Below are 19,205 nucleotides of genomic sequence, written 5' to 3' on the forward strand. Positions count from 1 at the left end.
TTTTGAGCTGGGCTATAGGGAAGATACCTAGGGAGCCATCACAATTAATTAGCTGAATTGTAATCAGCCAAAAACAAAAAGGCGACCTTTTGGCCGCCTTTCTCAATCATTTCCTAAAAGGTTACTTGCTGTGTAAGCCTTTTTTCTCTAATCCTTTGTAGATCAGAGTTTGCTGGATAAGCGTTACGATGTTCGACACCAACCAGTACAGAACGAGACCTGATGGGAAGAACAAGAAGAAGAAGGTAAACATAACCGGCATAAAGGTCATGATCTTCTGCTGCATTGGATCCGTTACCGTTGTCGGGCTCATCTTCTGGATTAGGAACATAGACGCACCCATCAATAGCGGCAGGATGTAGTAAGGGTCCTGTGCTGAAAGGTCATGAATCCAACCGAAGAATGGAGAGTGACGTAGCTCTACCGATTCCATTAGTGCCCAGTAAAGCGCGATGAAAATAGGCATCTGTAGGATAAGAGGTAAACAGCCACCTAGTGGGTTCACTTTCTCTTTCTTGTACAGTTCCATCATTTCTTGGCTCATGCGCTGACGGTCATCACCGATACGCTCACGCATTGCTTGCAGCTTAGGCTGTAGCATGCGCATTTTCGCCATAGACGTGTATTGCGCTTTTGTTAGTGGGTACATTGCACCACGAACGATGAAGGTCAGACAGATGATTGCCACACCCCAGTTACCAACAAAGCTCTGGATGAATGAAAGCAACATATGAAGAGGCTTCGCAATGAACCATAACCAGCCGTAGTCCACTACTAGGTCTAGGTTAGGTGCCACTTCTGCCATTTCATCTTGCAGTTTTGGACCAACCCAAAGTGTTGCTTCAAACTTAGCCTGATCGCCTGTTGCGATAGTTTTGTTCGGCATACGAACGCCGATGTCGCCTAGGTTGCCAATTACACGAGTGTATAGGTTAGTACCTGGTTCGTTACGTGGGATCCAAGCTGCGGCAAAGTAGTGCTGAATCATTGCTGCCCAACCTTGGCCATCGGCTAGGTTAAGAGACAGGTTGCGATCCTGCATATCATCAAAGCTGTACTTCTTGTAACGCGTATCTTCTGTTGAGTATGCGCCACCACGGTAAGTAGGCATTGTGATGCTACCACCATCGTCCATTAGGTTTTGACGTAGGTGAGCGTACATACCAAATGTTGCGTTGTTGCCTGAGTTGTTCACTACATCGTATTCAACATTAAGCGCGTAGCTGCCGCGTTTAAAGATGTAAGTTTTGGTGTATTCGATGCCGTTTGCAGTGAATGTCATCGGAACGCGAAGTTCATCTTGACCGTCAGCCATTGTGAAGCTGTCTGCACTTACGTTGTAGTGAGGGCGATTTGTGCTGCTCAAGTCGATACCTTGAGGACCCACTAGACCGCTTTGAGCGATAAATTGGTGACCTTGAGCGTCTTTAAGCAGAACAAAGGAATCTGATGAATCTAACTCAGCAGAGTATTCGTTAAGGTTGGCATGTACCACATCGCCACCAACGGTGTCGATCGACAGAGTTAAAACATCAGTCGTTACTGTGATAGTTTTTGCAGAAGCTTGCTGTTGACCAGGAACTGGGTCAAGTTCATCAGCAAAAGATGGTGCAGGTAGAGTGCTGCTTGATTGAGCCTGTTCAACTGCTTGAGGTTCTGGATTCTTTGCAACTTGCCATTGTTGAAACAGCAAAAAAGAAACCAGGGCCAAACCGATGAGCAGGATATTACGTTGAGAATCCATCGTTAGTTATCTCTGTCTTGTTTTTGGACTGGTGGAACGGGGTCATACCCCCCTTCATTCAAAGGGTGGCATTTTAATAGACGTTTGCCTGATAACCAACATCCTTTTACAAAACCGTGAGCTCTCAAAGCTTCTAGCGCGTAAGTGGAACAGGTTGGTGTGAACCGGCAACGAGGACCAATCAAAGGGCTGATAAACCAGCGATACAGATAAACGAGCCCAATGGCTATCCACGTGAAGGGCGAGACAGGCGTTGCCATAGCTTATCAAACAACTTAAAAATTTCCTCATTGCTTAAATCTTGCGCGCTTTTCTTCGCAATCACAACAAAATCTTTGTTTGGAAGCTGATGTTGATTGTTACGAAAGCTTTCACGAGCCAAACGCTTAAATCGGTTACGACCGACAGCCGTTTTGATTTGCTTTTTGGGAACCGCTAAACCTAATCGTGGGTGAGAAAGTTTGTTATTGCGAGCAATGATGGTGAAATGAGGCGAGCCAGCTCGATGAGCTTGCTGGAAGACGTTTTGATAATGCTCGGGAGTTAACAAACGTAACTCCCGATTAAACGCGTACGTGTTCAAAATAAACTAGCGATTATTTTGATAGGCGCGCACGGCCTTTTGCACGACGTGCGTTGATAACTTTACGACCGTTCTTAGTTGCCATGCGAGCACGGAAGCCGTGAGTACGCTTGCGCTTTAGAACTGTAGGTTGAAAAGTGCGTTTCATGATAATTACCTTTACTGATCAGTAGTTTTAGGTTCTTGTTAAACCCGGCGTGGGTATTTGCTTTCTTATATAAAGAAGCTCTTTATATAGAGAAGGACAACCGACGCCTCTCAACAAAGAGGCGGAATTGTAATCACACTCACATAATGTGTCAATGACTCAATGAGTACGAAATTCCGGCCGGGCGATTATACGTAGTGTGAGTAAAATCTCAAGGATCAATCGATCCTGATGCTTGATCGTTACTCTATTCCTACTTGGTTAAGGAATTTTTTCAAACGAGGATCTTGTGGATTATCGAAGATATCCTGTGGAGAACCTTGCTCAACGATATTGCCTTCCGCCATGAAGATCACTCTATCAGCTACTTCTTTCGCGAATTGCATCTCGTGCGTCACCACCAGCATGGTTTGATGCTGATTAGCTAACTTCTTCATTAATGAGAGAACTTCACCGACCCATTCAGGATCCAGCGCAGAAGTTGGTTCGTCAAACAACAGCAGTTCTGGTTGCAGCGCCATCGCTCGGCCGATACCCACACGTTGTTGTTGGCCGCCAGATAATGCCGCTGGATAACTATCGCCTTTATCCCCAAGGCCGATGTCATCCAGAATTTGTTGCGCTCGTTTGAGAGCATCGGCTTTTTTCCAACCTCGAACGGTCACTAGACCTTCGGCAATGTTCTGGCGCGCATTCATGTGGGCAAACAAGGCATAGTTTTGGAACACAAAGCCAGTTCGACGACGCAGCGCTAATACTTCGGCTTTAGTGTGTTTTTGAGTATCAACGGAGATGTCATCTATCGTGATACGACCTTCATCTGCTTGTTCTAGAAAGTTCACCGTACGCAGCAAGGTTGATTTACCCGTACCACTTGAGCCGATAATCACGATGATCTCACCTTGCTTAATATCGAGGTCGATGCCTTTCAGCACTTCAGTCTCACCAAAACGTTTGTGAATATTTTCTAACTTAATCATCGTACGTACGCCTTATTCAGTTTTGCTTCTGCCCAGATTTGTACGCGAGTCAGAATCACCACCACGCCCCAGTAAATAAGAGCAACCGCAAGGAAAGCTTCAAAGAAACGGAAACTTGATGAGGCTTCCATCTGTGCTTTCGCCATGATTTCGGCCACACCAAGCGTGAAAGCGAGAGACGTTGACTTGATCATATCGATGAAGTAGTTCATCAATGAAGGCAGTGCGACACGCGTTGCTTGAGGTAAAATCACTCGGCGCATTGCTTGGGATGTCGTCATACCGACCGATAAGCTCGCTTCCATTTGGCTGCGATCAATGCCAATAATGGCGGCACGAATACTTTCCGCCATATAAGCGGCAAAGTGCAGCGTTAAACCGATAACCGCTGCTGAAAAGGCGTCGATACCGACCATCAATGGAAAAATTTGCGGTAAGCCGTAATAAAGCAGGAAAAGCTGAACCAACAGTGGGGTGCCACGGAAGAAGCTGATGTACAGTTGGCTTAATTGATCCAGAACTGGCAGTTTAAATACGCGAATATTGGCTAAAATGACGGATAAAATCAGCGAAAACACCAATCCCCATGTCGCCATTTCCATGGTTGTGCCAAGATATTTCAGCAATATCGGCAACAGTTCCAACATGTAATTAAAGTCAAATCCCATACGGCTTACCTAAAGGCTAGAGAAAAGAAAAGGTGGAAAACAAGTTCCACCTTTACGTAAGTTTATTTTAGTCCGAGAGTGATACCACTTTGCGGCCTAAAGTACAAAGAGTTCTTATTTCGTGATGTCAGCGCCAAACCACTTCACGGAAATTTTCTCTACTGTACCATCTGCGCGCATCTCAGCTAGCGCTTTGTTTACTTCTTCTTGCAGCTTACGACCTTTCTTGTTGTCAACGAAAGGCCATGCGTTTTGAATGGTCTCAAACGGTTCGCCTGCCAATTCCAGAGGAAGGCCAGTTTTCTTAATCAGCTCTAACGCAGAAAGACGATCCATTATAAACGCGTCTGCACGACCGAGCGCCACGTCATGTTCGATACCTGTGTCGTACGTTTTAATGTTGATCTTGCCGTCTTTGTCGTATTGACGCAGCAGTTGCTCAAAGTTAGAGCCTAGGTTCACCGCAACGGTTTTGCCCGCAAGATCGTCAACACCTTTGATGCTGTCGTTGCCTTTACGCACGGTAATTTGTGCGCCATCTACAACGTAAGGGTCAGCAAATAGGTATTTAGCTTTACGCTCGTCAGTCATGGTGATTTGGTTGGAGATCGTATCGATACGACCAGTTTCTAAAAGACCAAATAAACCAGAGAAGTTGGCTGTTACGTATTCGATTTTGTAATCGTTACGTTTACCGATTTCATCCCACATGTCGACTTCAAAGCCTTGTAGCTTGTCTTGCTTTACAAAAGTAAACGGGAAGTAGCGACCTGACATACCAACTTTGACTTCAGTAGCGGCTTGTACGGTTGCTGCCGACAGTGCAATGGCTGCAACGGCAACCTTAATCCAGTTTTTCATAATACATCTCCATAATTTTATGGTTGGAAATACTACTGTTAGTTAGCTCAATTAAATAAATAACCAAGAGCAATAACCTAGACCTGTGAGTTATTAGATAATAGAAGAAGAATGTTAAATGTGACGAAAATGCGAACTGAACCTAGCGAAATGATCGACAAAATCAGCATTGGGAATAAAATAATACACAGACTTATCACCAATCGCTCGATCTTGTTAATTTTGCCCAATTGTGGATCGTTGTGTGGGCAAATTTGGGGCAAGGTGTGTTGATCTCATCAAGTTTGCAGAAATAATTGTGAATAACTTGGATCTTATTCACTGGATCGTCGATCAATCGCTGGCGATCTTGGTTATCAACAGGTAAAATTGCCAGTCTTTTCCGATAATTCAATTACTCAGTGGGGGCACCGTGTCATCTTCGCTTTGGCTGCAATGTTTGCAGCAGCTTCAAGAAGAGCTACCAGCTACAGAATTCAGCATGTGGGTTCGTCCGCTACAAGCGGAGCTCAATGACAATACTCTCACTCTATTCGCGCCAAACCGCTTTGTGTTGGACTGGGTGCGTGATAAGTATCTGAACAATATTACTCGCTTACTGCAGGAATACTGCGGTGGCGATATTCCTAACTTACGCTTTGAAGTGGGGAGCCGACCTGTCTCTGCTCCAAAACCAGCGCCGACACGTACGCCTGCAGATGTGGCTGCCGAGTCATCTGCACCTGCACAATTACAAGCGCGTAAGCCAGTACACAAAACCTGGGATGACGACGCTCAAGCGATTGCGGCTATCAATCACCGCTCAAACATGAACCCAAAACACAAGTTCGATAACTTTGTTGAAGGTAAGTCGAACCAACTGGGTTTGGCTGCGGCGCGTCAGGTATCGGATAATCCTGGAGCTGCTTACAACCCGCTGTTCCTATACGGCGGCACGGGCTTGGGTAAAACGCACTTGTTGCATGCGGTGGGCAACGCGATTGTGGATAACAACCCGAACGCAAAAGTGGTCTACATGCACTCAGAACGTTTTGTGCAAGACATGGTAAAAGCGTTGCAAAACAATGCGATTGAAGAATTCAAACGCTACTACCGCAGCGTGGATGCGCTCCTTATCGATGACATCCAATTCTTTGCTAATAAAGAACGTTCACAAGAAGAATTCTTCCATACCTTCAACGCACTATTAGAAGGTAATCAGCAGATCATTCTAACGTCTGACCGTTATCCTAAAGAAATTAATGGCGTTGAAGATCGTCTTAAATCTCGCTTTGGTTGGGGGCTTACTGTTGCGATCGAGCCACCTGAGCTTGAAACGCGTGTGGCGATCTTGATGAAAAAAGCCGAAGATCACCAAATCCACCTTGCTGATGAAGTGGCATTCTTCATTGCCAAGCGTCTGCGTTCGAACGTTCGTGAGCTAGAAGGTGCACTGAACCGTGTTATCGCGAATGCGAACTTTACTGGTCGTCCAATTACGATTGATTTTGTTCGTGAAGCGCTGCGCGATCTGCTTGCTCTACAAGAGAAGCTGGTGACAATCGATAACATTCAAAAGACCGTGGCGGAATATTACAAGATTAAAGTGGCGGACTTGCTGTCTAAACGTCGCTCTCGTTCTGTAGCGCGTCCTCGTCAGCTGGCTATGGCGTTAGCAAAAGAGCTAACCAACCACAGTTTGCCTGAAATTGGCGATGCGTTTGGGGGCCGCGATCATACGACCGTACTTCATGCTTGTCGCAAGATTGAGCAGCTGCGTGAAGAGAGCCACGACATTAAAGAAGATTACTCTAACTTGATTCGCACCCTGTCTTCGTAATCGGTTAGAATAACGGTATTCTAAGCAAATCATTTATTGAGCTGACAGCGTAAAGAGCCAAGCATGAAATTTACCATTGAACGTAGTCATTTAATCAAACCGCTACAGCAGGTTTCGGGCGCTTTAGGTGGCCGACCAACTCTGCCAATCCTGGGTAACCTACTTCTTAAAGTAGAAGAGAACGTATTGTCGATGACGGCAACCGATCTTGAAGTAGAGTTAGTAAGCAAAGTGACGCTAGAAGGTGATTTTGAAGCGGGCAGCATTACCGTTCCTTCGCGTAAGTTTCTCGATATCTGCCGTGGTTTACCGGACGATGCGATCATCACATTTGTATTAGAAGGTGATCGCGTACAAGTTCGCTCTGGTCGCAGCCGTTTCTCATTGGCAACGCTTCCTGCGAACGATTTCCCTAATATTGAAGACTGGCAAAGCGAAGTGGAAGTATCACTGAGCCAAGCTGATTTACGTACGCTGATCGACAAAACTCAGTTCTCGATGGCGAATCAAGACGTTCGTTACTACCTCAACGGCATGTTGTTTGAAATTGACGGCACCACGCTACGCAGCGTGGCGACGGACGGCCACCGTATGGCGGTATCGCAAACTCAGCTAGGTGCGGACTTTGCGCAGAAGCAAATCATCGTGCCACGCAAAGGTGTGCAAGAATTAGTAAAGTTGATGGATGCGCCAGAGCAGCCTGTAGTACTTCAGATCGGTAGCTCCAATGTTCGTGCTGAGGTGAATAACTTTACTTTTACCTCTAAGTTGGTTGATGGTCGTTTCCCTGACTACCGCCGTGTATTGCCTCAGAGCACCAATAAGACACTAATAGCAAGTTGTGACGAGTTGCGCCAAGCCTTCTCTCGTGCTGCGATTCTTTCCAACGAAAAATTCCGTGGCGTGCGTGTGAATCTGGCTGATACTGAAATGCGCATAACCGCGAATAACCCAGAGCAAGAAGAAGCGGAAGAGATGCTTGATGTAACCTTTGAAGGTGACGCCATCGAAATCGGCTTTAACGTAAGCTATGTGCTTGATGTTCTGAACACGTTGCGTTGTGAAAATGTACGTGTGTCGATGTCGGATGCTAACGCTAGCGCATTGATTGAAAATGCCGACGATGACAGTGCCATGTACGTGGTGATGCCAATTCGTCTATAAGCCAACTGAATGCCTCTTTCTCGTCTCATCATTCAGCAGTTTCGAAACATTAAAGCCTGTGATATTGAGTTATCAGCAGGCTTTAACTTTCTTATCGGGCCGAACGGCAGCGGTAAAACCAGTGTCTTAGAAGCGGTTTATCTGCTCGGGCATGGCCGCTCATTCAAGAGCTCTCTCACCGGACGAGTGATACAAAATGAGTGTGACGAACTGTTTGTTCATGGTCGTTTTTTGAACTCGGATCAATTTGAGCTACCTATCGGCATTAATAAGCAGCGTGATGGCTCAACAGAGGTTAAAATAGGCGGTCAATCTGGACAAAAATTAGCGCAGTTGGCACAAGTTCTGCCTCTGCAGTTGATACACCCAGAAGGGTTTGATTTACTGACAGATGGCCCTAAACATCGTCGTGCGTTTATTGATTGGGGCGTGTTTCATACCGAGCCCGCTTTTTATCAAGCATGGGGAAGGTTCAAGCGCCTGAACAAGCAGCGCAACGCGTTGTTGAAAACCGCCAATAGTTATCGTGAGCTCAGTTATTGGGATCAGGAAATGGCAGGATTGGCTGAAAACATCAGCCAATGGCGAGCAAGTTACATCGAGCAGATGAAAACCGTCGCAGAAACTATCTGTCAGACATTTTTGCCAGAATTTGAGATCCAATTGAAGTATTATCGTGGCTGGGATAAAGACACCCCATACCACGAGATACTAGAAAAGAATTTTGAGCGTGATCAGGCATTGGGATACACCTTTAGTGGCCCAAACAAAGCTGATTTGCGCATTAAAGTGAACGGAACGCCCGTTGAAGATGTTCTGTCACGCGGTCAATTAAAACTCATGGTGTGTGCATTGCGAGTAGCGCAAGGGCAACACCTGACAGAGATGGCCGGTAAACAATGCATTTACCTAATTGATGACTTCGCGTCGGAATTAGATAGCCAACGTCGCAAGCGTCTTGCTGACTGCTTAAAAGAGACGGGCGCACAAGTATTTGTAAGCTCTATCACTGAAAGCCAAATCGCCGATATGTTGGACGATAACGGTAAATTGTTTCATGTGGAACATGGCAGGATAGAGTCAAACTAGAAGAGAGAAACTCATGTCTGAAAATTACGATTCATCGAGTATTAAGGTACTGAAGGGTCTGGATGCGGTACGTAAGCGTCCAGGAATGTACATCGGCGATACGGACGACGGCACCGGCCTTCACCACATGGTTTTCGAGGTGGTGGATAACTCAATTGATGAAGCGTTGGCAGGTCACTGTAAAGACATCGTTGTGACAATTCATGAGGATAACTCGGTTTCCGTTAGCGATGATGGTCGTGGCATTCCAACAGAAATCCACTCAGAGGAAAATGTCTCTGCAGCAGAAGTAATCATGACGGTTCTTCACGCGGGTGGTAAGTTCGACGATAACTCATACAAAGTATCGGGTGGTCTTCACGGGGTAGGTGTTTCAGTAGTAAACGCACTATCAGAGAAAGTTGAGCTAACGATTCATCGTGGTGGCCATATCCATACGCAAACCTACCGCCATGGTGAGCCTCAAGCGCCACTAGCCGTTGTGGGTGATACGGATAAAACCGGTACACAAATTCGTTTCTGGCCAAGTGCCGAAACGTTCTCTAACACTGAGTTCCACTATGACATTCTGGCGAAACGCCTGCGTGAACTGTCATTCCTGAACTCTGGTGTGTCGATCAAATTGGTTGATGAACGTGAAGCGGACAAACATGATCACTTCATGTATGAAGGTGGTATTCAAGCGTTCGTTGATCACCTAAACACCAACAAAACGCCAATCATCGAAAAAATCTTCCACTTTAACTCTGAGCGTGAAGACGGCATTTCAGTTGAAGTGGCGATGCAATGGAACGATGGTTTCCAAGAGAACATCTTCTGCTTTACCAACAATATCCCACAGCGTGATGGTGGTACTCACCTTGCTGGTTTCCGTGCTGCGCTAACACGTACATTGAACAGCTTTATGGATAAAGAAGGTTTCTCGAAGAAAGCGAAAACAGCGACTTCAGGCGACGACGCGCGTGAAGGTCTAACTGCGGTTGTTTCGGTGAAAGTGCCTGATCCTAAATTCTCAAGCCAAACAAAAGACAAACTGGTTTCTTCTGAAGTGAAATCAGCTGTTGAGTCTGCAATGGGTGAAAAACTGTCTGAGTTCCTGATTGAGAACCCGACAGAAGCGAAGATGGTTTGTTCGAAAATCATCGATGCAGCACGTGCTCGTGAAGCCGCGCGTAAAGCTCGTGAAATGACGCGCCGTAAAGGTGCACTAGACCTAGCTGGTCTTCCAGGTAAACTTGCAGACTGTCAGGAAAAAGATCCGGCACTCTCTGAACTATACATAGTGGAGGGTGATTCGGCAGGCGGCTCCGCAAAACAAGGCCGTAACCGTAAGAACCAAGCAATCCTACCGCTAAAAGGTAAGATTCTTAACGTAGAAAAAGCACGTTTCGACAAGATGCTATCTTCTCAAGAAGTAGCAACACTAATCACCGCACTAGGTTGTGGTATCGGTCGTGACGAGTACAACCCGGACAAGCTTCGTTACCACAACATCATCATCATGACCGATGCCGATGTCGATGGTTCGCACATCCGTACGCTACTATTGACCTTCTTCTACCGTCAAATGCCAGAGCTTATCGAGCGTGGTTACGTGTACATCGCTCAGCCACCACTATACAAAGTGAAAAAAGGCAAACAAGAGCAGTACATCAAAGATGAAGAAGCGATGAACCAATACCAAGTATCATTAGCTCTGGATAATGCATCGCTACACGTAAACGCAGAAGCACCAGCATTGGCAGGTGAAGCACTAGAGAAGCTTGTTCAACAGTACAATGCGGGTATTAAACTGGCGGAACGTATGAGCCGTCGCTACCCAAGTGCTTTGGTAAACGAGTTGATTTACACTCCTCGCCTAACGCCAGAGCAATGCCATGACGCATCAGTTGTGGAAGCTTGGACGAAGCAGCTTATTGAACAGCTGAATGCGAAAGAAGTGGGTGCAAGCCAGTACAGCTACGAAGTTGAGCAGCACGAAGAGCTAGGCTTAAACTTGCCTAAGATTGTGGTTCGTACTCACGGCGTGACGCACGAACATGCAATTAGCATCGACTTCCTAAACTCGAAAGAGTACGGCAAGTTGGCTGATCTATCAGAAGCACTTGATGGACTTCTGGAAGAAGGCGCGTACATCAAACGTGGTGAGCGTACTATGCCAGTGGCAAACTTTGCAGAAGCGCTTGACTGGTTAGTGAAAGAGTCTATGCGTGGCTTAAGCCGTCAGCGCTACAAAGGTCTAGGTGAGATGAACCCAGACCAACTTTGGGAAACCACCATGGACCCAGAAACTCGTCGTATGATGCAGGTAACGATTGAAGATGCGGTAGGCGCAGATCAACTGTTCACTACGCTAATGGGTGACCAAGTAGAACCTCGTCGTAACTTCATCGAAGAGAACGCACTGAAAGTAGCGAACCTAGACGTATAACGACACTGTTCGTGATAGTAAAAAGCAGCGAGAAATCGCTGCTTTTTTTGTTTTACCACCAGCTAAAATCGCCACTTTCTGCCAAAGCTGATGTTTTTCTGGTACTAACTGCCAACAACGCGATCAAGCCTGCCATTTTATATCTGTTTTCTTTTTTTCTCGCCATTTTGTTCGCTTGAGCGCTTTTGCTTTCTTTTTTCTGCTCGCTATAGTGCTGAAGAGCTGTTGATTAAGGAGACTAAGAAAATGGTGATGACTTTCCTGAACTAAGCCGGAAGTGATGCACTTCCGGTTCAATGCACTGAATTTATTTGTAAGACAAGGCATTAAGAAGGAAATAATCATGTTTGAACGCTGGTTCTCGGCGTACTGCTTGGCGCTGCGAACTTGGTGGTTAACCAGTCGCTTTTTAACCTATCAATCACCACTAAGGTTGTTATCGCTATTTGAAACCTGCGAGCAACAAGCCCATTGCCGCAACCGAGCTCGTATTGCGGTTGGGGACACGGTTCGCTTAGTGGATGTTGAACGCGCCTATCAATATCGCATGACATTGGTCAGCTCGCGCAAGGGGCAACCCATGACAGGTATGCTCGCGGTCGATTCTTATTTGGGGTCTCGACTGTTAGGTCTAGCTAAAAATGATGCGCTCGAAGTGGAAATTTTTAATCAGCGACGCTGCTTTGTGATTACTGAAATTGTTCATCAATCGCAACCACCAGCTCAGAAAATGCTGTGTGGTTGTCTGTTGTGCCAATAAATAGAGGTGAAGTCATGAGTAAGAAAGAAAAGAAACAACCGCAGTTGAGTCTAAAAGAAAAGCGCAAACTAAAGCAGGAAAAGGCGGCAGAAAAGGGCGTTGTAAAAGCGCGTAAATCCTCCCGCAAGTAAAGTGTAGATTGAGCCCTCCAGAACGGCGGGCTTTTTATCACTGATCGCGAAGTGATGAGGAACTAAGCTGTTCAAGGGGATAGTGGATGCTTTAAAAATTTTTTATTTTTTCCCTTGAAAGTCATTTTTGACGACCTTATATCTAGTTATGAAGAGGGTGACTGGCTTGCTAGAGACTAGAAGACCAGCCCTCTGAAATCGCTAAAACGAGATCGCTCAGAAGAGGATATGGCGTTTTAGCACACAACTTAAACCTTTAGATTCAATATCATGTCTCCGAGCCAAACCAAGGCCAGTGGAATGATAAGAATCTCTTAGTTCGGCGTTGGTTTTTGCATAAACACGCCAGTAGGATGGAACTCATCTGAACTAAGACTATTGCTTAATTAAGAGGATAGATTTATGCGTAATGTAGATTTCTCACCACTATACCGTAATGCAATTGGCTTTGATCGTCTGCTAAACCTGATGGAAGCGAATACAGCGAAAAATACTTCTGGCGGTTACCCTCCATACAACATTGAGCAAAAAGACGAGCACAACTACCGTATTACTATGGCCGTTGCTGGCTTTGCTGAAGAACAGCTCGATCTGACTCAAAACGAAAACATGTTGATTGTGAAGGGCGAACGTAAAGCAGAAGAAGGCAAAAACTACGTTTACCAAGGTATTGCAGAACGTGATTTTGAACGTAAATTCCAGCTAGCGGATTACGTAAAAGTCGTGGGTGCATCAATGGAAAACGGTCTGCTTCATATCGATTTAGTTCGTGAAATCCCTGAAGCCATGCAACCACGTAAGATTGCTATCGGTGGCAACAACCTGATTGAGAACAACTAATCAGTTAACCACCCGGTTATAGAATGAGAAAGAGCGCCATATGGGCGCTCTTTTTAGTTTGGGTGCTTTCAAAACCGCTATTTCAAAGCCGTAATTTCAAAGAGAAGAACGGCTGAGTTCAATCCGTCTATTTACCTTCGCGGTAAGCCTTTTCCACTTCTTCAGCGATAATCGCAATGCCTTTTTGCATCATCTCATCATCTTGAACGTAGTTCATACGCAGGCATTGGTGCGCGTGATCCCACTCGTCTTGCTGACCAATAAAGAAATATTCACCAGGGACAATCAATACGCCACGCGCTTTCAAGCGTTGGTACAGTTCCATTGTTGTGATTGGCAGTTCATCAAACCATAACCACAAGAAGATAGCGCCTTCCGGCTTGTGGATGCGGAATCGCTCATCGGTAATTGCTTGTTGGAGCAGTTCAACCGCACGTTGTGATTTTTGCTTGTAGAACGGCTTAATCACCTCTGAACTCAGTTTAAGCAGATCACCTTTGCCAATGATATGGTTTGCCAGCGCTGGACCAACACTGCCCGGCGCTAGGCTGATGATGCCGTTCATATTGGTTAACGCTTGAGTGATTTCTTCACTCGCAATCACAATGCCACAACGCACACCTGGCAAGCCAAGTTTAGATAGGCTCATGCATAGGATGGTGTTTTCATTCCAGAACGGTTCGACATCTTCAAAGATGATGTTCGGGAAAGGTAGACCGTAGGCGTTATCGATGATCAGCGGGATGTTGTTCTCACGTGCTAGCTTGTCCAGTTTACGTACTTCTTCGTCTGTCAGTACATTACCCGTTGGGTTGGTTGGACGAGACGCGCAGATTGCCGCAACAGAGTCGTCGACGGTTAGTTGCTCAAAATCGACGTGGTATTTAAACAGACCGTTATCTAACAGCTCGATTTCTGGGTGGTAAGAGATAAAGATATCTTCATCAATGCCAGCATCACCATAACCGATGTATTCAGGCGCGATAGGCAGTAGCACTTTCTTGTGCGAACCGTCTGGCTGTTTACCTGCCAACAAGTTGAACAAGTAGAAAAAGCCACTTTGGCTACCGTTAGTTAGGCTGATGTTTTTTTCGGAAATATCCCAGCCGTAAGTTTCACGGAATAACTGAGCTAGCGCTTTGACGAACGCGTCTTTACCCTGCGGGCCATCGTAGTTGGCGAGGGCGGCGACGAGCTCCCCACTGGCGAGCATTTCCTCACTGGCTTGGTGAAAGTAATCGAGCATGGCAGGAATGGCGGCAGGATTACCTCCACCGAGCATGATGGCACCTGGTGTGCGCAGACCATCATTCAAATCGTCCATTAACTGCGTAATACCTGAATACTGATTAAATTTTTCACCAAACTTTGAGAACTGCATGCTGACTTATACCTAATTCATTGTGATTGCTTTGTGTATGTTTATGCCGATGTTTTATCGGCTTATCGAGTAATCCTTGACCTTACCTCAATGTGTAATTAACGCAAAGTGTGAATTAAGCCGAAAAAGAAAAAAGTGTGTCATCAGACCAGAGGGACGAGACTAAATGGCAAAAAGAACAATAAAAAAAGGGAAGCTTATGCTTCCCTTGCTGGTGGAGAGAGTGTGATTTACTCACCGGTGTAAACAATCAGTACCTTGTCGTCTTGGTATTGGCGTTCGAACGCGTAGTAACCTTCTTGATTGCGAGTGATGTGCTTACCTTGAGCAACCGCTGGGTGGCGTTTACGGAATTCACCCAATTTTTGCCAATGTTGCAGCAGATCTTCACGCTCGCCATGAATCTTATCCCATGGCATATCTGAGCGTGTGCCTTGGTGGGCGTCTGAACCAGTAATGCCAAAATCACGAGCTATCTCATCACCGTAATAGATCTGTACTGCACCCGGAGCCAGCATCAGAGCATTTGCCGCACGTGCTTGGTCATCAAAGCTGCGGCTGCGTGCCGACCAAAACAGTTGTGTATCGTGTGAAGACAGGTAGCTCAACACGTTGAACTCAGGATCGGTATTGATGCGTTCTGCATAGCGGCGGTAATCATTATCAAGTTGAGCGAAACACTTCAGCGCTTTTGGTGCCACATCAGATTGGAACTCGAAGTTGATGATGGAATCGAAGCCGTTATCGAAATACGGGCTCTTCACTACGCTATGTGCCCACACTTCACCTGTCATCCAGAAAGGTAGGTCATCCAAGGCTTTGTCCGGGTTGTTTTGTTTCCATTGAGCAAGCGCTTGGGTGGTGCTGGCTTTCAACTCTGCCCACGCTTCCATTTCAACGTGTTTAGCGGTGTCGACACGGAAGCCGTCAATGCCATAGTCGCGCACCCAATCGGATAACCAGGTAATCAGGTGTTCACGTGGGGTTTGCAGCTCATCTTGCGCATTGGTGTCTTTATTGCGGAAGAAGTTTGGTAATCCGGTTTTCTGAGTTGATTCGGTTTTGAGATCCGGTAGGTAGTTCAAAGACATGGTGATGTCGTTGTAGCCCGGAGCATCGTAGTCGCCAATATCGGTGCGGATCCAATCTTTGCCCCACCATTTATCCCACGCTTCGCTATCACCGTATTTGATGTAGTCGTTGAAGCTGTGCCAGCTTTGTCCTGATTTTGGCTGCCAGTCGGTCCATTTTTCACCAAGGACTTCTTTGGCTTCTTGGTCATCAAGGTAAAGCTGACCAAATCCGAATTCCTGCATGTCTGCTAATGTCGCATAACCTGTGTGGTTCATGACCACATCCCAAATCACGCGGATACCTTTCTTATGGGCAGTATCGACGAAGGTTCTGAGTTCATCTTCGGTACCCATGTTGGCATCAAGCTTGGTCCAATCTTGGTGATAGTAGCCGTGGTAGCCGTAGTGCTTAAAGTCGCCTTTATCGCCGCCGCCAACCCAGCCGTGGATTTGTTCCAGTGGTGAGGTTATCCAGATAGCATTGACACCAAGTGATTCGATGTAATCGAGTTTTTTCGTTAGACCCGATAAGTCACCACCGTGGAAGGTACCAATCTCATATTTTCCGTCTTTGCTGCGACCGTAGCTGTTGTCGTTGTCTGGGTTGCCATTGTAGAAGCGGTCGGTCATGACGAAGTACACCGTCGCATTGTCCCAACTGAACGGTTTGTCGGCTTGCTGTTCAACTTCTTCTAGCAGCAATAGACCTTGGCTCATAGGACCCGGTTGCATGGTGACGCTGCCATTGGCGACAGTGGTTTCTTGTCCGGTTAAGGCATCACGAACGACAGTGCCATCATTAAAGGTTTGGGCAACGTTGATGGTTTTTGGCGTGTCAGTTGCGACAGGGCAAGAGTAGGTGATGTCCTGACTCTGTTTTGGTTTGATTTTTACCGTTAGCTCGTTGGTGGTTGGGTTGAGCGTAAATTGATAGGTATTGGCTTTGAAGATGCGCAGCGGCATTTGTGCATCAGTGGCGCAGTTATCCATTTTTAATGGACGATTGAATTTGATGCGATCTTCTTCTGCTAGGGCAAAGCTACTGCCACAGCTTTGCTTGCTGTCAGCAATGGTAAAGCTATAACTGCCTTTTTCGAGTTTTTGCTCGGCGACAAGTAAGCCCTGTGAGTTTTCCTCAAAAACAGCGGTGTCATCACCAACGCTTAATACGATGGCATTTTCTGGAATCTGGCTGCAGGCGCTCAGTAGACCGATAGAGAGTGCGAGAATTGTTTTTTTCATTGTGTCCTTCCCCCGAATAAACAGTCCAGTTATAGCAAAACTGTGCCTCTACAATCCGAGCTCTACACCAACAAGTTAAACGCGTCTCACCCTACAAATTTTAGTCTTGTTCACAAAATGAATAATAAGCATCACCTTCATCGGTTTGAAGGCAACAAAAAAGGGAAGCATCTGCTTCCCTTTTACTTATTTCTTAATCACTTCGAAGAGCAATGAATTACTTTTGAAGCAAAGAAATATCTGCGATCTGTAGGAACAGGTTACGCAGGTTGTTCAGAAGTGTCAGACGGTTCTTCTTAAGTGCTTCGTCGTCTGCCATTACCATTACGTTATCGAAGAACGCATCAACTGGTTCACGTAGGTCAGCTAGCTTGCTTAGGGCTTCTTGGTAGTTACCAGTAGCAAATGCTGGCTCAAGCGCTTCCGTCATTACTTCAACGCTTTCTGCTAGTGCTTTCTCTGCGTCTTCTTGTAGAAGTGCTAGGTCGATGTCTGCTGCTAGTTCACCGTCGAATTTCGCTAGGATGTTACCTACACGTTTGTTCGCTGCTGCTAGAGACTCTGCTGCTTCTAGTTCACGGAAGTGAGAAACCGCTTTAACACGTTGGTCGAAGTCTGCTGGTTTCGTCGGGCGACGCGCTAGAACCGCTTGAATGATGTCTACGCTGAAACCTTCGTCTTGGTACCAAGCACGGAAACGACCAAGCATGAACTCGATAACGTCTTGTTCAACGTTGTCGTTGGTTAGGCGGTCGCCAAACAGTGACTTCGCTTTTGCTACTAGGTCAACAAGATCTAGGTTGTAGCCGTATTCAACGATGATACGTAGTACACCTAGAGATGCGCGGCGTAGTGCGAATGGGTCGCTGCCTTTAGGTGCTTGACCAATACCGAAGATACCTACGATAGTGTCTAGCTTGTCTGCCATTGCAACTGCAGTTGAAACACCGTTTGATGGCAGTTCATCACCTGCGAAACGAGGCATGTATTGCTCGTTCAGTGCTACTGCAACTTCTTCTGCTTCACCGTCGTGGCGAGCATAGTGCATACCCATAACACCTTGAGTATCCGTGAATTCGAATACCATTGAGGTCATTAGGTCACATTTTGCTAATAGACCAGCACGCTTTGATTTCTCAACGTCAGCACCGATTTGCTCAGCAATGTAGCCAGCAAGCTCTGTGATGCGGTCTGTTTTGTCTTTGATCGTACCCAGTTGCTTTTGGAAGATCGCTTGCTCTAGTTCAGGCAGACGGTCGATAAGCGGACGCTTACGGTCTGTGTTGAAGAAGAATTCTGCGTCAGCAAGACGAGGGCGAACCACTTTCTCGTTACCTTCGATTACGTAACGAGGTTCTTTTGATTCGATGTTCGATACGAAGATGAAGTTAGGTAGTAGCTTCTTGTTTTCGTCGTAAACAGGGAAGTATTTTTGGTCACCTTTCATGGTGTAAACCAACGCTTCAGAAGGCACTTTTAGGAACTCTTCTTCAAACTTCGCTGTTAGTACCACTGGCCATTCAACCAGAGACGTTACTTCTTCTACTAGGTCATCTTCTAGATCAGCAATACCGCCAACCGCTGCTGCCGCTTTTTGTGCGTCAGCTAGGATGATTGCTTTGCGCGCTTCGTAATCTGCCATTACTTTACCGCGCTCTTCTAGGATCGCAGGGTATTGCTCAGCAGAATCGATAGTGAACTCTTGCTCACCCATGAAGCGGTGACCACGGATAGTGCGGTCTGAAGCGACACCAAGGATCTCGCCTTCGATTAGGTCGCTGCCCATTAGCATGGTTAGCGTCTTAACTGGACGGATAAATTGAGTCGTTTTGTTACCCCAGCGCATTGGTTTTGCGATAGGTAGGTTTGCTAGTGCTTTCGCTGCAAGTTCAACTACGATCTCAGACGTTGGCTGACCTTTCACTTCTTGTTTGAACAGTAGCCATTCACCTTTGTCTGTAACCATGCGCTCTGCTTGGTCAACCGTGATGCCACAACCGCGTGCCCAACCTTGAGCCGCTTTTGTTGGGTTGCCTTCCGCGTCAAACGCTGCAGAAACCGCAGGACCACGTTTTTCAACAACTTTGTCAGACTGGCTGTCTGCCAGTGCTGCTACTTTAAGTGCAAGACGACGAGGTGCCGCGAACCATTTCACGCCTTCGTGAGCAAGCTCAGCGCCTTTTAGTTCTGCTTCGAAGTTTGCTGCGAATGCTTCTGCTAGAGTGCGAAGTTGCGTTGGTGGTAGCTCTTCTGTACCTAGCTCGATTAGAAATTCTTTTGCCATGTTACTC

16 protein-coding genes are annotated in these 19,205 nt (G+C 46.4%); 6 read left to right on the top strand and 10 right to left on the bottom strand.

Annotated features, from left to right (window positions below; all coding sequences use genetic code 11):
• Positions 1 to 121 precede the first annotated feature (121 nt).
• From yidC to IJ23_RS13995, 7 genes are all read right to left on the bottom strand, one after another.
• Positions 122 to 1,744: a membrane protein insertase YidC gene (gene yidC / locus IJ23_RS13970; RefSeq protein ID WP_005383834.1), complete on the bottom strand. Its 1,623-nt coding sequence runs from the start codon at positions 1,742 to 1,744 to the stop codon at positions 122 to 124.
• Between the two features lie 2 nt (positions 1,745 to 1,746).
• Complete coding sequence (yidD, locus tag IJ23_RS24205; RefSeq protein ID WP_005378822.1) at positions 1,747 to 2,004, bottom strand: membrane protein insertion efficiency factor YidD; 258 nt, start codon at positions 2,002 to 2,004, stop codon at positions 1,747 to 1,749.
• Positions 1,971 to 2,294, bottom strand: coding sequence for a ribonuclease P protein component (gene rnpA, locus IJ23_RS13975; protein ID WP_005394102.1), 324 nt, complete (start codon positions 2,292 to 2,294; stop codon positions 1,971 to 1,973). The genes yidD and rnpA overlap by 34 nt, the downstream gene beginning before the upstream one ends.
• Before the next feature lie 46 nt (positions 2,295 to 2,340).
• Positions 2,341 to 2,475 carry a 50S ribosomal protein L34 gene (gene rpmH, locus IJ23_RS13980; RefSeq protein WP_005378825.1) on the bottom strand — a complete coding sequence of 45 codons (135 nt, stop codon included), beginning with the start codon at positions 2,473 to 2,475 and terminating at the stop codon, positions 2,341 to 2,343.
• A 242-nt stretch (positions 2,476 to 2,717) separates the two neighbouring features.
• The gene (locus IJ23_RS13985; protein ID WP_005378827.1) at positions 2,718 to 3,455 is read right to left on the bottom strand and encodes an amino acid ABC transporter ATP-binding protein; all 738 of its coding nucleotides are present in this window, start codon (positions 3,453 to 3,455) and stop codon (positions 2,718 to 2,720) included.
• Positions 3,452 to 4,123, bottom strand: coding sequence for an amino acid ABC transporter permease (locus IJ23_RS13990; RefSeq protein ID WP_005378829.1), 672 nt, complete (start codon positions 4,121 to 4,123; stop codon positions 3,452 to 3,454). Before IJ23_RS13990 ends, IJ23_RS13985 begins: the two co-directional genes overlap by 4 nt.
• A 114-nt stretch (positions 4,124 to 4,237) precedes the next feature.
• Positions 4,238 to 4,984, bottom strand: a complete 747-nt coding sequence (locus tag IJ23_RS13995) for an amino acid ABC transporter substrate-binding protein (protein ID WP_033906591.1) — start codon at positions 4,982 to 4,984, stop codon at positions 4,238 to 4,240.
• A gap of 412 nt (positions 4,985 to 5,396) precedes the next feature.
• Between IJ23_RS13995 and dnaA the strand changes: the two genes are divergently transcribed.
• The 6 genes from dnaA (at position 5,397) to IJ23_RS14025 (ending at position 13,218) form a co-directional block, all read left to right on the top strand.
• Complete coding sequence (gene dnaA, locus IJ23_RS14000) at positions 5,397 to 6,803, top strand: chromosomal replication initiator protein DnaA (protein WP_005378835.1); 1,407 nt, start codon at positions 5,397 to 5,399, stop codon at positions 6,801 to 6,803.
• A gap of 63 nt (positions 6,804 to 6,866) precedes the next feature.
• Complete coding sequence (gene dnaN / locus IJ23_RS14005; protein ID WP_005394106.1) at positions 6,867 to 7,967, top strand: DNA polymerase III subunit beta; 1,101 nt, start codon at positions 6,867 to 6,869, stop codon at positions 7,965 to 7,967.
• A gap of 9 nt (positions 7,968 to 7,976) precedes the next feature.
• On the top strand, positions 7,977 to 9,056 hold the full coding sequence (recF, locus tag IJ23_RS14010) for a DNA replication/repair protein RecF (protein WP_005378839.1): 1,080 nt from the start codon (positions 7,977 to 7,979) through the stop codon (positions 9,054 to 9,056).
• Between the two features lie 13 nt (positions 9,057 to 9,069).
• Entirely contained in the window at positions 9,070 to 11,487 is a 2,418-nt protein-coding gene (gene gyrB / locus IJ23_RS14015; protein WP_005378841.1) for a DNA topoisomerase (ATP-hydrolyzing) subunit B, read from the top strand.
• 343 nt (positions 11,488 to 11,830) lie between these two features.
• The gene (locus IJ23_RS14020) at positions 11,831 to 12,247 is read left to right on the top strand and encodes a GreA/GreB family elongation factor (protein ID WP_033906592.1); all 417 of its coding nucleotides are present in this window, start codon (positions 11,831 to 11,833) and stop codon (positions 12,245 to 12,247) included.
• 533 nt (positions 12,248 to 12,780) lie between these two features.
• Positions 12,781 to 13,218 carry an Hsp20 family protein gene (locus IJ23_RS14025; RefSeq protein ID WP_005378857.1) on the top strand — a complete coding sequence of 146 codons (438 nt, stop codon included), beginning with the start codon at positions 12,781 to 12,783 and terminating at the stop codon, positions 13,216 to 13,218.
• Between the two features lie 127 nt (positions 13,219 to 13,345).
• Here the strand turns inward: IJ23_RS14025 and IJ23_RS14030 are convergent, their stop codons facing one another.
• The 3 genes from IJ23_RS14030 to glyS all read right to left on the bottom strand — a co-directional run bounded on the left by IJ23_RS14030 (position 13,346) and on the right by glyS (position 19,198).
• Entirely contained in the window at positions 13,346 to 14,599 is a 1,254-nt protein-coding gene (locus IJ23_RS14030; protein WP_025768941.1) for a valine--pyruvate transaminase, read from the bottom strand.
• 230 nt (positions 14,600 to 14,829) lie between these two features.
• The gene (locus IJ23_RS14035; protein ID WP_033906593.1) at positions 14,830 to 16,914 is read right to left on the bottom strand and encodes an alpha-amylase; all 2,085 of its coding nucleotides are present in this window, start codon (positions 16,912 to 16,914) and stop codon (positions 14,830 to 14,832) included.
• 217 nt (positions 16,915 to 17,131) lie between these two features.
• Complete coding sequence (gene glyS / locus IJ23_RS14040; protein ID WP_005378875.1) at positions 17,132 to 19,198, bottom strand: glycine--tRNA ligase subunit beta; 2,067 nt, start codon at positions 19,196 to 19,198, stop codon at positions 17,132 to 17,134.
• Positions 19,199 to 19,205: the final 7 nt, after the last annotated feature.

Source organism: Vibrio sp. OY15, assembly GCF_000742455.1.
Classification (GTDB): Bacteria; Pseudomonadota; Gammaproteobacteria; order Enterobacterales; family Vibrionaceae; genus Vibrio; species Vibrio alginolyticus.

Coding starts and splice junctions, on each gene's coding strand:
- IJ23_RS14020 (WP_033906592.1), top strand. CDS start 11,831: ATGTTTGAACGCTGGTTCTCGGCGTACTGCTTGGCGCTGCGAACTTGG.
- recF (WP_005378839.1), top strand. CDS start 7,977: ATGCCTCTTTCTCGTCTCATCATTCAGCAGTTTCGAAACATTAAAGCC.
- IJ23_RS14025 (WP_005378857.1), top strand. CDS start 12,781: ATGCGTAATGTAGATTTCTCACCACTATACCGTAATGCAATTGGCTTT.
- gyrB (WP_005378841.1), top strand. CDS start 9,070: ATGTCTGAAAATTACGATTCATCGAGTATTAAGGTACTGAAGGGTCTG.
- dnaN (WP_005394106.1), top strand. CDS start 6,867: ATGAAATTTACCATTGAACGTAGTCATTTAATCAAACCGCTACAGCAG.
- rpmH (WP_005378825.1), bottom strand. CDS start 2,475: ATGAAACGCACTTTTCAACCTACAGTTCTAAAGCGCAAGCGTACTCAC.
- IJ23_RS14035 (WP_033906593.1), bottom strand. CDS start 16,914: ATGAAAAAAACAATTCTCGCACTCTCTATCGGTCTACTGAGCGCCTGC.
- IJ23_RS13995 (WP_033906591.1), bottom strand. CDS start 4,984: ATGAAAAACTGGATTAAGGTTGCCGTTGCAGCCATTGCACTGTCGGCA.
- glyS (WP_005378875.1), bottom strand. CDS start 19,198: ATGGCAAAAGAATTTCTAATCGAGCTAGGTACAGAAGAGCTACCACCA.
- yidC (WP_005383834.1), bottom strand. CDS start 1,744: ATGGATTCTCAACGTAATATCCTGCTCATCGGTTTGGCCCTGGTTTCT.
- IJ23_RS14030 (WP_025768941.1), bottom strand. CDS start 14,599: ATGCAGTTCTCAAAGTTTGGTGAAAAATTTAATCAGTATTCAGGTATT.
- IJ23_RS13985 (WP_005378827.1), bottom strand. CDS start 3,455: ATGATTAAGTTAGAAAATATTCACAAACGTTTTGGTGAGACTGAAGTG.
- IJ23_RS13990 (WP_005378829.1), bottom strand. CDS start 4,123: ATGGGATTTGACTTTAATTACATGTTGGAACTGTTGCCGATATTGCTG.
- yidD (WP_005378822.1), bottom strand. CDS start 2,004: ATGGCAACGCCTGTCTCGCCCTTCACGTGGATAGCCATTGGGCTCGTT.